The sequence below is a fragment of the Klebsiella sp. SWET4 genome, from assembly GCF_024296565.1.
Classification (GTDB): Bacteria; Pseudomonadota; Gammaproteobacteria; order Enterobacterales; family Enterobacteriaceae; genus Klebsiella; species Klebsiella variicola.
Window position 1 is genome coordinate 105,014 of sequence record NZ_JANCOB010000008.1, and the last position, 13,898, is coordinate 118,911.

General features: G+C 56.6%; 10 protein-coding genes. 6 read left to right on the plus strand and 4 right to left on the minus strand.

Annotation, left to right across the window (positions count from 1 at the left end; translation table 11 throughout):
• The first annotated feature begins 3 nt into the window (after positions 1 to 3).
• Together ssuC and ssuB are read left to right on the plus strand one after the other, a co-directional pair.
• The gene (ssuC, locus tag NKJ21_RS18350) at positions 4 to 795 is read left to right on the plus strand and encodes an aliphatic sulfonate ABC transporter permease SsuC (protein WP_008805877.1); all 792 of its coding nucleotides are present in this window, start codon (positions 4 to 6) and stop codon (positions 793 to 795) included.
• Positions 792 to 1,565, plus strand: coding sequence for an aliphatic sulfonates ABC transporter ATP-binding protein (gene ssuB / locus NKJ21_RS18355; protein WP_008805876.1), 774 nt, complete (start codon positions 792 to 794; stop codon positions 1,563 to 1,565). Before ssuC ends, ssuB begins: the two co-directional genes overlap by 4 nt.
• Before the next feature lie 97 nt (positions 1,566 to 1,662).
• Here ssuB and pepN read toward each other — a convergent pair whose 3' ends face one another.
• Entirely contained in the window at positions 1,663 to 4,278 is a 2,616-nt protein-coding gene (pepN, locus tag NKJ21_RS18360; RefSeq protein WP_060876108.1) for an aminopeptidase N, read from the minus strand.
• A 326-nt stretch (positions 4,279 to 4,604) separates the two neighbouring features.
• On the opposite strand from pepN, the gene pncB reads away from it, so the two are divergent.
• The 4 genes from pncB (at position 4,605) to NKJ21_RS18380 (ending at position 10,422) form a co-directional block, all read left to right on the plus strand.
• Positions 4,605 to 5,807, plus strand: a complete 1,203-nt coding sequence (gene pncB, locus NKJ21_RS18365) for a nicotinate phosphoribosyltransferase (protein ID WP_032691145.1) — start codon at positions 4,605 to 4,607, stop codon at positions 5,805 to 5,807.
• Between the two features lie 165 nt (positions 5,808 to 5,972).
• The gene (gene asnS / locus NKJ21_RS18370; protein ID WP_012542310.1) at positions 5,973 to 7,373 is read left to right on the plus strand and encodes an asparagine--tRNA ligase; all 1,401 of its coding nucleotides are present in this window, start codon (positions 5,973 to 5,975) and stop codon (positions 7,371 to 7,373) included.
• Between the two features lie 591 nt (positions 7,374 to 7,964).
• Positions 7,965 to 9,044 carry a porin OmpK35 gene (gene ompK35, locus NKJ21_RS18375; protein WP_008805872.1) on the plus strand — a complete coding sequence of 360 codons (1,080 nt, stop codon included), beginning with the start codon at positions 7,965 to 7,967 and terminating at the stop codon, positions 9,042 to 9,044.
• A gap of 187 nt (positions 9,045 to 9,231) precedes the next feature.
• Positions 9,232 to 10,422, plus strand: coding sequence for an amino acid aminotransferase (locus NKJ21_RS18380; protein WP_023339853.1), 1,191 nt, complete (start codon positions 9,232 to 9,234; stop codon positions 10,420 to 10,422).
• 76 nt (positions 10,423 to 10,498) lie between these two features.
• On the opposite strand, the gene NKJ21_RS18385 is transcribed toward NKJ21_RS18380, so the two are convergent.
• The 3 genes from NKJ21_RS18385 to ldtD form a co-directional block, all read right to left on the minus strand.
• The gene (locus NKJ21_RS18385) at positions 10,499 to 11,146 is read right to left on the minus strand and encodes an MBL fold metallo-hydrolase (protein ID WP_008805870.1); all 648 of its coding nucleotides are present in this window, start codon (positions 11,144 to 11,146) and stop codon (positions 10,499 to 10,501) included.
• Positions 11,147 to 11,159: 13 nt separating this feature from the next.
• Positions 11,160 to 11,711: a YcbK family protein gene (locus NKJ21_RS18390; RefSeq protein ID WP_004201403.1), complete on the minus strand. Its 552-nt coding sequence runs from the start codon at positions 11,709 to 11,711 to the stop codon at positions 11,160 to 11,162.
• A 303-nt stretch (positions 11,712 to 12,014) separates the two neighbouring features.
• Positions 12,015 to 13,805: a L,D-transpeptidase gene (ldtD, locus tag NKJ21_RS18395; protein WP_012542312.1), complete on the minus strand. Its 1,791-nt coding sequence runs from the start codon at positions 13,803 to 13,805 to the stop codon at positions 12,015 to 12,017.
• Positions 13,806 to 13,898: the final 93 nt, after the last annotated feature.

Below are 13,898 nucleotides of genomic sequence, written 5' to 3' on the forward strand. Positions count from 1 at the left end.
CTGATGGCAAAATCAACCCATCCCCTGTTGTTACGCCTCGCCCCCTGGCTGCTGCCGGTGGGGACGGTCATTGTCTGGCAGCTGGCCTCGTCCGTCGGCTGGCTCTCGACGCGGGTGCTTCCCTCGCCGGAGGGGGTATTGAAAGCGTTCTGGACGCTCTCGGCCAGCGGTGAGCTGTGGCAGCATCTGGCCATCAGCTCGTGGCGGGCGCTGGTCGGCTTCGCCATCGGCGGCTCCATCGGGCTGGTGCTCGGCCTGATCAGCGGCCTGTCACGCTGGGGCGAGCGTCTGCTGGACACCTCGATCCAGATGCTGCGCAATGTCCCGCATCTGGCGCTGATCCCGCTGGTAATTCTGTGGTTCGGCATCGACGAGACCGCCAAGATCTTCCTTGTGTCGCTGGGCACCCTGTTCCCGATCTATATCAACACCTGGCATGGGATCCGTAATATCGACCGTGGGCTGGTAGAGATGGCGCGCAGCTATGGTTTATCCGGCTTCGCGCTGTTCCGTCACGTGATTTTACCCGGCGCCCTGCCCTCAATTATGGTCGGCGTGCGTTTCGCTCTTGGCCTGATGTGGCTGACGCTTATTGTCGCTGAAACCATCTCGGCGAATGCCGGTATCGGTTATCTGGCGATGAATGCGCGTGAATTTCTACAAACCGACGTGGTGGTGGTCGCCATCATTCTTTACGCCATCCTTGGCAAACTGGCCGATGTCTGCGCCCAGCTGCTGGAACGGCTCTGGCTGCGCTGGAACCCGGCGTATCATCTTCAGGAGGCTAACGCATGAACACTGCCCGTCTGACCCCAGGTATCCCGCTGCTGCTGAACGGGGTGACGAAACGCTATGGCGATAACACTATTCTTAACGAGCTGGATCTGCATATTCCCAGCGGCCAGTTTGTGGCGGTGGTGGGCCGCAGCGGCGGCGGCAAGAGTACCCTGCTGCGCCTGCTGGCGGGTCTGGAAAAACCGAACGCTGGAGAGCTGCTGGCGGGCGCGACACCCCTGGCGGCGATCCAGGACGACACCCGGATGATGTTTCAGGATGCGCGCCTGCTGCCGTGGAAAACGGTGATTGATAACGTCGGGCTGGGGTTAAAAGGCGCCTGGCGCGACGCCGCCCTACAGGCATTGGCCAGCGTCGGACTCGAGAGCCGTGCGCAGGAGTGGCCGGCGGCGCTGTCAGGTGGGCAAAAGCAGCGCGTTGCGCTGGCCCGCGCGCTGATCCATCGCCCGCGCCTGCTGCTGCTGGACGAGCCGCTGGGAGCGCTGGACGCCCTCACCCGTCTGGAGATGCAGGAGCTGATCGTCTCCCTGTGGCAGGAGCATGGTTTTACGGTCCTGCTGGTGACGCACGACGTCAGTGAAGCGGTGGCCATGGCCGACCGGGTGCTGTTAATTGAAGAGAAGAAAATTGGCCTCGATTTGAACGTGGATATTGCGCGACCGCGGCGCACCGGTTCGGCGAAGCTGGCCGAGCTGGAGGCAGAGGTGCTGGATCGGGTGATGAAACGCGGCGACAGCGAGCGTGCGCCGCGTTTGTTTAGTCATGGCTAACTAACGTCCCCGGCCCGCGCTTCGCTCGGCCGGGCTACCAAATCGCACAGCGCTGTAGCCCCGGTAAGCGAGAGCGCAACCGGGGATTTTGCCACCGTTACGCCAGCGCCTTACTGATTTTCTCGAACAGATCGCCGGAGAGATTCTCCAGCCCCTTTAACTGCTCCAGCGCAGCGCGCATCAGCGCCTGTCGCTTCTCATCATAACGCTTCAGACGAATCAACGGCTCAATAAGACGCGACGCCACCTGCGGGTTGCGCTGGTTAAGTTCGGTCAGCATCTCCACCAGGAACTGGTAGCCGCTGCCGTCTTCAGCATGGAACGCCGCCGGGTTGCTGCTGGCGAAAGCGCCGATTAACGAACGCACACGGTTCGGGTTGCTCATGCTGAATGAACGGTGATTCAGCAGACCACGCACTGTTTCCACCACATTGGCCGCCGGGCTGGTGGACTGCAGGATAAACCACTTATCCATCACCAGACCGTCCTGATGCCATTTATCGTCATACTCCTGCATCAGCGCATCGCGGCTCGGCAGCTCGGCGGCAACCGCTGCCGACAGGGCGGCCAGCGCGTCGGTCATGTTATCCGCCTGGTGATACTGCGCCGACACCAGCTTATCGCCCAGCGTTGGCTCCGCAAACGCCAGATAGCGCAGACAGGTATTGCGCAGAGCACGCTTACCAATATCGGCGTGCTCCACCCGGTAGCTGTCGAGTTTATTGGCGTGATAAACCGCGAGGAATTCGTCCGCCAGTTCGTTCGCCAGAGTGCGGGTGAGCGCTTCGCGCACGGTGGCGATGGCGATCGGATCGATAATGGCGAACATCTCGGCGATTTCGTTGGCCGACGGCAGGGTTAAGATCTCGGCGGCCAGCGCCGGGTCAATCTTCTCGTCCAGCAGGATGGCGCGGAAGGCGTCCGCCACGTGTACCGGCAGCGACAGCGGCTGTCCCTGCTGATGACGGTTGACGTTCAGCTTGATGTAGGTCGCCAGCAGGCTCTGCGCCGCATCCCAGCGCGAGAAATCATTCCGCGCATGGCGCATCAGGAAGGTGAGCTGCTGATCGCTCCACTTATATTCCAGTTTCACTGGTGCTGAAAATTCGCACAGCAGCGCCGGCACCGGCTGGAAATAGACGTTATCGAAGACGAAAGTCTGCTCGGCCTGAGTTACATTGAGCACCGGGTGCAGCGGATGGCCGCCCTTCTGCAGGGGGATCACCTTGCCTTCGTTATCGTACAGCTCAATGGCAAACGGGATATGCAACGGCTGTTTCTCGGCCTGCTCAGCGGTCGGCGGCGTACGCTGGCTGATGGTCAGCGTGTACTGCTCGGTTTCCGGGTTGTAGTCGTCATGCACGGTGACGATTGGCGTACCGGACTGGCTGTACCAGCGGCGGAAGTGTGACAGATCGACGTTAGAGGCATCCTCCATCGCCTGGACGAAATCATCGCAGGTGGCGGCGCTGCCGTCATGGCGTTCAAAGTACAGCTGCATCCCTTTCTGGAAGTTTTCTTCACCCAGCAGGGTGTGCAGCATGCGGATCACTTCGGCACCCTTTTCATAAACCGTCAGGGTGTAGAAGTTGTTCATTTCGATAACCATATCCGGGCGGATCGGGTGCGCCATCGGGCTGGCGTCTTCGGCAAACTGCAACCCGCGCATGGTGCGCACATTGTTGATGCGGTTAACCGCCCGTGAGCCGAGGTCGGAGCTGAACTCCTGATCGCGGAACACGGTCAGCCCTTCTTTCAGGCTGAGCTGGAACCAGTCGCGGCAGGTGACGCGGTTGCCGGTCCAGTTATGGAAATACTCATGACCAATCACCCGCTCGATATCAAGATAGTCTTTATCGGTGGCGGTATCGGTACGGGCCAGGACATATTTGGAGTTAAAGACGTTGAGTCCTTTGTTCTCCATCGCGCCCATATTAAAGAAGTCGACAGCGACAATCATATAGATGTCGAGGTCGTACTCGAGGCCAAAGCGCTCCTCATCCCATTTCATGGAATTTTTCAGCGAGGTCATTGCCCACGGCGCGCGGTCGAGATTGCCGCGATCGACGTACAGCTCCAGCGCCACTTCACGACCGGAGCGAGTGGTAAAGGTGTCACGCAGGACGTCAAAATCACCGGCCACCAGCGCAAACAGGTAGCACGGTTTCGGGAACGGATCCTGCCACTGTACCCAGTGACGGCCATTCTCCAGCTCTCCCTGCGCCATGCGGTTGCCGTTGGAGAGCAGGAACGGGTATTTCGCTTTGTCGGCGATGATTTTGGTGGTAAACCGCGCCAGCACGTCCGGGCGGTCCAGGTACCAGGTAATATGGCGGAAACCTTCCGCTTCGCACTGAGTACACAGCGCTTCGCCTGACTGATACAGGCCTTCCAGCGCGGTGTTTGCCGCCGGGCTGATCTCATTGACGATGGTCAGGGTGAAATGCTCCGGCAGACCGCCGATCACCAGCTGATTGTTTTCTTCTTTATAGTTACTCCACGGCTGGCCGTTCACTTGCAGCGCGATCAGGGTCAGATCTTCGCCGTCGAGGCGCAATGGCACATCAGACGCAGCCGCGTGGCGGGAGACCTTGCTCTCGGCCGTAACGACGGTTTTTGCGGCATCCAGGTCAAAGGTCAAATCGATATCGCTAATCAGATACTCCGGCGCACGATAGTCGTGGCGGTATTTGGCTTGGGGCTGTTGTGTCATAAAAAACCTTTCGCATCTTGGGTAAAGTGTCGTCCCAGTCTATTCCCGTTGTGTCAATCGCGCTATGCAGAATCTTCATCTTTTCAATGTGAAACACGAAAACCGCTACATTTTGTTAACACGCGCGGCACGAAATGCCCTCGACCCGACGCAAAGCTTGTGGTGTGATCCATGTTCAATATATTAAACTAGGCCTCGCAAATGACCGTCAGCGTCGCCATCGCTCGCCATCGCGGGACAGAGCCGGGTAATAAAGGTATACTCCGCCTCCTTTTTTCGCGTTGGTTTGGATGGAACGCTCCAGTGAGAGGATGCTACTGCGCACCATGACACAATTCACTTCTCCTGTACTGCACTCGCTGCTTGATACGGATGCCTACAAGCTGCACATGCAGCAGGCTGTCTTCCACCGCTACGGCGATGTGCATGTGGCGGCGGAGTTTCGCTGCCGCGGAGACGACCTTCTCGGCATTTATGCCGACGCGATCCGCGAGCAGGTGGAGTCCATGCGCGACCTGAGACTGCGGGATGATGAATATCACTGGTTGTCCACCCTTCCCTTTTTCCGCCAGGATTATCTCGACTGGCTGCGCGATTTTCGCTATGACCCGCGCCAGGTCACGGTCAGCAATGACAACGGCAAGCTGAACATTCGCCTTACCGGCCCGTGGCGTGAAGCCATCATGTGGGAAGTCCCGCTGCTGGCGGTGATAAGCGAGCTGGTCCATCGCTATCGTTCACCAGAAATGGGCGTCGATCAGGCGCTGAACACGCTGGAACATAAGCTAGGCGACTTCGCCAGCATGACCGCTGGCCTCGATATGCGCGCCTTCCGCCTGATGGACTTCGGCACCCGCCGTCGTTTTTCACGCGAAGTGCAAGAGGCCATTGTGCAACGTCTGCAGCAGGAGCCGTGGTTTGTCGGCACCAGCAATTACGATCTGGCTCGTCGTTTACATTTAACCCCGATGGGCACCCAGGCGCACGAATGGTTCCAGGCCCACCAGCAGATCAGCCCGAACCTCGCCAGCAGCCAGCGGGCGGCCCTTGCCGCCTGGCTGGAAGAGTATCCCGACCAGCTGGGCATCGCGCTGACCGACTGCATCACCATGGATGCGTTCCTGCGCGATTTTGGTCCGGAATTCGCTACCCGCTATCAGGGTTTGCGCCATGACTCCGGCGACCCGGTGGAATGGGGTGAAAAAGCCATCGCCCATTATCAGAAGCTGGGCATCGATCCGCTGAGCAAAGTGCTGGTCTTCTCCGATAATCTCGATCTCGCCAAAGCGGTCGATTTGTATCGCCACTTCGCCTCGCGGGTGAAATTGAGCTTTGGTATCGGCACCCGTTTAACCTGCGATCTGCCGCAGGTTAAACCGCTCAATATCGTGATTAAGCTGGTGGAATGTAACGGCAAACCGGTGGCGAAACTCTCCGACAGCCCGGGGAAAACCATCTGCCACGATAAGGCCTTCGTCCGCGCCCTGCGCGAGGCGTTCGACCTGCCGCCGATTAAAAAGGCGAGCTAATTCCCCTAAGGAGCCTTTCAGGCTCCTTTTTCTTTATTATTTATTGCCGAATTATCCGCTTATGATGCGAAATCTACTTGTCTGATGGAAGATGACAGGTAACATAGATATCCCCCCGCTGTAGGGGGAAGAGACTTTTTTATTGGACTACATAGAGAGATTATTATGAGCGTTGTGCCTGTAGCCGACGTACTCCAGGGCCGCGTTGCCGTTGACAGCGAAGTCACGGTCCGCGGATGGGTGCGTACCCGCCGAGATTCTAAAGCTGGCTTTTCATTCCTCGCCGTCTATGACGGTTCCTGCTTTGATCCTGTACAGGCCGTTATTAATAATTCTCTGCCCAATTACAATCAGGAAGTGCTGCGTCTGACCACCGGTTGCTCGGTGATTGTCACCGGTAAAGTCGTGGCTTCCCAGGGCCAGGGTCAAAGCTTTGAGATCCAGGCGACCAGCGTGGAAGTCACCGGCTGGGTGGAAGACCCGGACACCTACCCGATGGCGGCCAAGCGCCACAGCATCGAGTATCTGCGTGAAGTAGCGCACCTGCGTCCGCGCACCAACCTGATTGGCGCGGTAGCTCGCGTGCGTCATACCCTGGCGCAGGCGCTGCACCGATTCTTCGACGAACAGGGCTTCTTCTGGGTTTCCACCCCGCTGATCACCGCTTCCGATACCGAAGGCGCCGGCGAAATGTTCCGCGTGTCGACGCTGGATCTGGAAAACCTGCCGCGTAACGATCAGGGCAAAGTCGACTTCGATAAAGACTTCTTTGGTAAAGAGTCGTTCCTGACCGTATCCGGCCAGCTGAACGGCGAGACCTATGCCTGCGCACTGTCGAAAATCTACACCTTCGGCCCAACCTTCCGCGCCGAAAACTCCAACACCAGCCGCCACCTGGCGGAGTTCTGGATGCTGGAGCCGGAAGTCGCCTTCGCGAGCCTGAACGATGTTGCTGGTCTGGCGGAAGCGATGCTCAAGTACGTCTTTAAGGCGGTACTGGAAGAGCGTGCGGATGACATGCAGTTCTTCGCCGAGCGCGTAGACAAAGACGCTATTGACCGTCTGCAGCGTTTCGTCTCCGCTGATTTTGCTCAGGTGGATTACACCGATGCCGTCACTATCCTGGAAAACTGCGGCAAGCAGTTTGAGAACCCGGTTTACTGGGGCGTGGATCTCTCCTCCGAGCACGAGCGTTATCTGGCCGAAGAGCACTTCAAAGCGCCGGTCGTGGTGAAAAACTACCCGAAAGACATTAAGGCCTTCTACATGCGCCTTAACGAAGACGGTAAAACCGTCGCGGCAATGGACGTGCTGGCGCCGGGCATCGGCGAGATCATCGGTGGTTCCCAGCGTGAGGAGCGTCTCGACGTGCTGGACGCGCGTATGGCAGAGATGGGGCTCAACAAAGAAGACTACTGGTGGTATCGCGACCTGCGCCGCTACGGCACCGTACCGCACTCCGGCTTCGGTCTGGGCTTCGAACGTCTGATCGCTTACGTCACCGGCGTGCAGAACGTCCGCGATGTCATTCCGTTCCCGCGTACCCCGCGCAACGCGACATTCTAAATTTTTCTGACATAAACCTGAAAGGCCAGCGCAAGCTGGCCTTTTTTTATGTCAATTACTGTTAGCAAAATTCAACAAACTTAAACATCAAGGCCTGGAAATCACATTTATGTTACGCACTGTTTCGGTGCACACCGGTGATGCAGATCGCACTTTATGTTCATATCAGAGCAAAGCCCCTGATAAATTTGCTCATTTTTTAACCATGCGCCGCACGTCTTGCCAAGACAGAGGCTGAATAAAAAGAAGACGAATTCAACACATAAAATGAACGAATTGCCGCTTATCCAAATTAATCATAAATAATTCATATAGATAGATAAGCAATGACGTTTTACCTCATCAGGTGGAACGGAATTTTGATTAAGTTCACAAAGTTCCCCTAAATACACATTTAGTTACATGATTTTTCGTTTTGTTACTCATATGAGATATTCGTAGCATTTTCCGGCTAGCGAAACGTTGTCGCGGATGGAAAGATGCCTTCAGACACCAAACTCTCATCAATGGTTCTGTAAGTTTTTATTGACAGAACTTATTGACGGCAGTGGCACGTGTTCATATAAAAAATATTAATGAGGGTAATAAATAATGATGAAGCGCAATATTCTGGCAGTGGTGATCCCTGCCCTGCTGGTAGCCGGTGCAGCCAACGCTGCAGAAATCTATAACAAAAACGGCAACAAACTGGACTTCTATGGGAAAATGGTCGGCGAGCACGTCTGGACCACCAATGGCGACACCAGCAGCGACGATACCACCTATGCCCGTATCGGCCTGAAAGGCGAAACTCAGATCAACGATCAGCTGACCGGTTACGGCCAGTGGGAATACAACATGGATGCGTCCAATGTTGAAGGTTCCCAGCCGACGAAAACCCGTCTGGCGTTCGCGGGTCTGAAAGCGGGCGAATACGGTTCATTCGACTACGGCCGTAACTACGGCGCGATCTACGACGTCGAAGCAGCAACCGATATGCTGGTTGAATGGGGCGGCGACGGCTGGAACTACACCGACAACTACATGACCGGCCGTACCAACGGCGTGGCAACCTACCGTAACTCTGACTTCTTTGGTCTGGTTGACGGCCTGAGCTTCGCGCTGCAGTACCAGGGTAAAAACGACCACGACCGTGCGGTTCGCAAGCAGAATGGCGACGGCTTCAGCACCGCAGCCACTTACGCGTTCGACAACGGTATCGCACTGTCTGCAGGCTACTCCGGCTCCAACCGTAGCGTCGATCAGAAAGCTGACGGCAATGGCGACAAAGCCGAAGCCTGGGCAACCTCTGCAAAATATGACGCCAACAACGTCTATGCAGCGGTCATGTACTCTCAGACCTACAACATGACTCCGGAAGAAGATAACCACTTCGCGGGCAAAACCCAGAACTTTGAAGCTGTCGTACAGTATCAGTTCGACTTCGGCCTGCGTCCGTCCATCGGTTACGTGCAGACCAAAGGTAAAGACCTGCAGTCACGTGCTGGCTTCTCCGGCGGCGATGCGGATCTGGTTAAATACATCGAAGTGGGTACCTGGTACTACTTCAACAAGAACATGAACGTCTACGCTGCGTATAAATTCAACCAGCTGGACGACAACGATTACACCAAAGCGGCTGGCGTAGCCACCGACGACCAGGCGGCCGTGGGTATCGTTTACCAGTTCTAATCTGCAGTACACCCCTTCGTGATATGCCTTCAAAGCAGGACTTCGGTCCTGCTTTTCTGTATTCGTGAGGCAAAGATCGTATCTTTCGAAAACCTTCTCGCTTTTTGTCGCAAACGGTTGGCAATTCGTTATTCTCCCGTTAACCTGATAGCGGATTTCCCTTCAGTAATCACAATGGAACCTCGTCATGTTTGAGAACATTACCGCCGCCCCAGCCGACCCGATTTTAGGTCTGGCCGATCTGTTTCGTGCCGATGACCGCCCTGAAAAAATTAACCTCGGAATTGGTGTTTACAAGGATGAAACCGGTAAAACACCCGTTCTGACCAGCGTCAAGAAAGCAGAGCAGTACCTGCTGGAAAATGAAACGACTAAAAACTATCTGGGCATCGATGGTATTCCTGAATTTGGTCGCTGCACCCAGGAGCTGCTGTTCGGTAAAGGCAATGCGATTATCGCTGATAAACGCGCCCGTACTGCGCAGACCCCAGGCGGTACTGGCGCTCTGCGTGTCGCGGCTGACTTCCTCGCCAAAAACACCGACGTGAAACGCGTGTGGGTGAGCAACCCAAGCTGGCCGAACCACAAGAGCGTGTTTACCTCTGCCGGGCTGGAAGTGCGCGAATATACCTACTACGACGCCGCTAACCATGCGCTGGACTTTGAGGGTCTGCTGGCCAGCCTGACCGAAGCCCAGGCCGGCGACGTGGTGCTGTTCCACGGCTGCTGCCACAACCCGACCGGTATCGATCCGACGCTCGACCAGTGGCAGCAGCTGGCTCAGCTGTCAGTGGAAAAAGGCTGGCTCCCGCTGTTTGATTTCGCCTACCAGGGCTTCGCCCGCGGTCTGGAAGAAGATGCTGAAGGTCTGCGCGCCTTTGCTGCGCTGCACAAAGAGCTGCTGGTCGCCAGCTCCTACTCGAAAAACTTTGGCCTGTACAATGAGCGCGTCGGCGCCTGCACGCTGGTCGCCACCGATCAGGAGGCCGTGGACCGCGCATTCAGTCAGATGAAATCGGTGATCCGCGCCAACTACTCCAACCCGCCTGCGCATGGCGCCTCCGTGGTCGCCACCATTCTGAGCAACGATGCGCTGCGTGCGATCTGGGAGCAGGAGCTGACCGATATGCGCCAGCGCATCCAGCGTATGCGCCTGCTGTTCGTCAACACCCTGCAGGAGAAAGGCGCGAGCCGCGACTTCAGCTTTATCAGCCAGCAGAACGGCATGTTCTCATTCAGCGGCCTGACTAAAGAGCAGGTGCTGCGCCTGCGTGAAGAGTTCGCCATCTATGCGGTTGCTTCCGGACGTATCAACGTGGCCGGGATGACGCCTGACAATATGGCGCCGCTGTGCGAAGCCATCGTCGCAGTACTGTAAGCGACAGCGTGCTCTAAGCGAGATAAAAGAAAAAGGCCGCGAATGCGGCCTTTTTTATGTGTTCGCGTCATGTCTGTTACCAGACCGGCATCTCATCCTGCAGGAACGGGTTGTTACGACGTTCCTCACCCAGCGTCGACAGCGGACCATGGCCGGGAATAAAGGTCACGTCATCGCCCAGCGGCAACAGCTTATCCTTAATGGCCGCAATCAACTGTCCATGGTCGCCGCGTGGAAAATCGCTGCGCCCCACCCCGCCTTTAAAAATCACGTCTCCGGAAATGAGCAATCGGGAAGCGTCATCAAAGAAGACAACGTGACCCGGCGTATGGCCCGGACAGTGCAGTACCTGCAGCGCCACATTCCCTACATTGACCACATCGCCTTCATTGAGCCAGCGATCCGGACGCAGCGGCTGGCAATCCTCCAGGCCGAACATCCGGCTTTGCGCCGGCAATCCTTCCAGCCAGAACTCATCTTCTTTTTCCGGACCAATAACCGGTACGCCATAATGCTGCGCCAGTTCCGCAGCGGCGCCGACGTGATCGAGATGGCCATGCGTCAGCAGGATCTGCATCAGCGTGACGCCCGCCTCCGCCACCACCGCTTTGATACGTTCAGCATCGCCGCCAGGATCGACCAGCGCCGCCAGGCGGGTTTGTTCGCACCAGATGAGAGAACAGTTCTGCGCGAACGCGGTAACCGGAATAATACGATAGTTCATGACGCTCCTTTCGTTACCAGTGCCTTACGGGACCGGTATCAATATGCACAAAGTTACTACGTGGGTAATATCCTACACCACCTGCGCGCATAGATAACGCCGCTTTGCGAATATTGCTTAACGAAATACCTTCAATATGGAAATCCATTGCCTGCCCCTTGGTGTGATAGCTGTGTTTTGCCACACCACGGCTTCGTGCGCGAAGCTCATCATTGGTATCGAGGGAACGATAACCAGAAATAAGCTGGACAGGTTTGTTGGTGCCAAGCAATCCCTGCAACCGATAAAGATGATCGAACAGATTTGGATCGATGGACTTAATTTTATTCGCGCGGTAATCACGGAAAAAATGATTAAGTCTTGCTAATTCATCCTGAATATAGCCTCTGCCATCGAAAAACTCCGCCTTGAGCGATTCACCGGTATGCAGGTTATTCAGCGTCAAAATACGCGGACGGGGGGTCGAGAGGGTGGCAAATGCCGGCGCAGGGAGAATGGCGGCAGCACCCAGCGCAGCACCACCCAACGCCAGCAATCTGCGGCGATTAGCGTCAAATTTGTCCATGATAATCAGGTCTACAGTCAATGAATCGTTATATACTTTTTCCGCATCGCGCGAGGCTAACCGCCAGCTCGCCATCGCTCGCCACAGCCGTGATGCTGTCCGGCAAAGGAGAGCGTTCGCGCTGACCGCGCTACGCATTGAGCGGAATGATATGTATATGCACTTCTGGCGCACGAAAGGCACCTTACCGGGCATTATTGCCAACGTCAAGGCAGCCTCACCCCAGGAAAATCGGGCGCTGCAGAGGAGCAGCGCCCTTTTTTACCCAGTGCTAGGACAACAAAATCCATTGAACTACTTCATTTACCTGATTAATTGTTCAGCTTTCGTCAGAATTTGTGCACTGGATCGCGCGGTGAGATCGTAATTGTAAATATCTGTTCGATATTGTGTACGTCCATCAGCGTCCACAAAAGCCGTTAAGTAATATAAATTCACCGGTATATTTTGCCGAATATTGACATAGCGCGTGTCCCCTTGCTTCAGGGCATCGGAAATACGCGTGTCGTTCCAGCCCGCGTCCTGCAGCAACATATTGGCCAGCTCCGAGGCCTTATTGACGCGTACGCAGCCGGAGCTGAGCGCGCGAACATCTTTCTGGAACAGATTATGGTTCGGCGTATCGTGCAGATAAATAGCATCTGAACTCGGCATATTAAACTTGTAGCGGCCCAGTGAGTTACGCGCTCCAGGCGCCTGCTGAAAACGGAACGGTAAATTATTCTCGGTGATGGTCGACCAGTCGACCCGATAAGGATCGATGGTCTCTTTACTGTTCCAGCCGCGCATCACGGTGTAGCCATGCTGCTCCAGATAGCCTGGATTGTTACGCACCTTCGGCAGGATATCTTTGCGCGCCAGCGTCGGCGGCACGTTCCACGGTGGATTGACCACCACGTTGTTCAGCGCGCTGCTCATCATTGGCGTTTTGCGGTCCGGACGCCCGACGATCACCCGCGAGGCCAGCACCTGGCTGCCATCCTGGTAATAGACCAGCGAGAAAGCGGGAATATTCACCATAATGCCGGTCGACAGTTTGCCCGGTAGCAGGCGTAAACGCTGAATATTCAAGGCCAGCACCCCCGCACGCTGCGCGGAAGAGACGTTGAGCCAGTCGCGGGTGGACTGGCCAATGACGCCATCCGCACCCAGCCCCTGCATGGCCTGAAAGCGCTTAACCCCCTCCACCAGCTGGCGATCGTACACGCCGCGCGCCGCGGGTTTGCTCTTTTTCTTCGCCGACGGGCTCACCACATCGCCGGGCAGAACGATATTGGCGGTATTGTCCAGCATCCCGGTACGCTGGAGGATCTCGCGCAGGGCACCGATATCATTGCTCCATTCGCCGGGGCGCAGCGAGCCGCTACCGGTCATCTGCGGCCACGGGCGAGAATCAGCCACCAGCGCCAACAACGACTGGTGCATGGCCTCATACTGCGGATGATGCGGCGCCAGGCCAGCGATAAACGCTGGCAGGGAGCCATTGTCCAGCGCCAGCTGCCACTGGTTAATCACCGATAGCGGCGGGGTCGCCATCTTGTACGGCGTCGAGCTATATAGCCAGCGGGTCCCCTGGGTGGGGATGCCGCTGATAAAGTGCAAATAGCCCATCATGGCATCCGACAACACCACATCGCGCGCCATGCCGCTGACGGCGGGATCGGTCAGCAGGCTGACCCAGGTGGTAAACTGCGGCTGAAAACCGGCGATGGCGATCTCCGCCAGCTGCTGCTGGAACGCCTGCACCGCCTCGCGGTTCTCCCACATCGGTTTCATATCCCTGGCGGCGTACAGCGACACCAGCGGATTGATAAAGACAGGTTTGTACCCTGCCGGCAACAGCGCCTCGATCTGGGCGCGACTGTTTGCGGCCGCCTCCATCGACAGCGGCTGCTCACCGGCCAGCTTCGCGACCGCCGGCGATTGCCCATCGCTTTGCGTCAGCGCGACGGAAAGCTCTCCAGGCGTAGCGGAGCTATCACCAGGTACGACTTCAGGCTCTGCGGCCTGGACATTGAACAGCGGAGCAAATGCCAGTGCCAGGCTCAGGCTGAGCGCTGACAATGGACGACCATACCGTTTCTTTAGCAACATCCCTTGCCCCCTGTTGTCACACATTGCCGCCCACAAATTAGTGGGCTTTATCACAGTATATAAAGACGAAAAGGCTTTTGCCTTACCTAATGT

What these genes read in the sequence shown, in the direction of transcription:
- ssuC (WP_008805877.1), top strand. Translation starts at nt 4, where the DNA reads ATGGCAAAATCAACCCATCCCCTGTTGTTACGCCTCGCCCCCTGGCTG.
- NKJ21_RS18385 (WP_008805870.1), bottom strand. Translation starts at nt 11,146, where the DNA reads ATGAACTATCGTATTATTCCGGTTACCGCGTTCGCGCAGAACTGTTCT.
- ldtD (WP_012542312.1), bottom strand. Translation starts at nt 13,805, where the DNA reads ATGTTGCTAAAGAAACGGTATGGTCGTCCATTGTCAGCGCTCAGCCTG.
- asnS (WP_012542310.1), top strand. Translation starts at nt 5,973, where the DNA reads ATGAGCGTTGTGCCTGTAGCCGACGTACTCCAGGGCCGCGTTGCCGTT.
- NKJ21_RS18390 (WP_004201403.1), bottom strand. Translation starts at nt 11,711, where the DNA reads ATGGACAAATTTGACGCTAATCGCCGCAGATTGCTGGCGTTGGGTGGT.
- pepN (WP_060876108.1), bottom strand. Translation starts at nt 4,278, where the DNA reads ATGACACAACAGCCCCAAGCCAAATACCGCCACGACTATCGTGCGCCG.
- pncB (WP_032691145.1), top strand. Translation starts at nt 4,605, where the DNA reads ATGACACAATTCACTTCTCCTGTACTGCACTCGCTGCTTGATACGGAT.
- ssuB (WP_008805876.1), top strand. Translation starts at nt 792, where the DNA reads ATGAACACTGCCCGTCTGACCCCAGGTATCCCGCTGCTGCTGAACGGG.
- NKJ21_RS18380 (WP_023339853.1), top strand. Translation starts at nt 9,232, where the DNA reads ATGTTTGAGAACATTACCGCCGCCCCAGCCGACCCGATTTTAGGTCTG.
- ompK35 (WP_008805872.1), top strand. Translation starts at nt 7,965, where the DNA reads ATGATGAAGCGCAATATTCTGGCAGTGGTGATCCCTGCCCTGCTGGTA.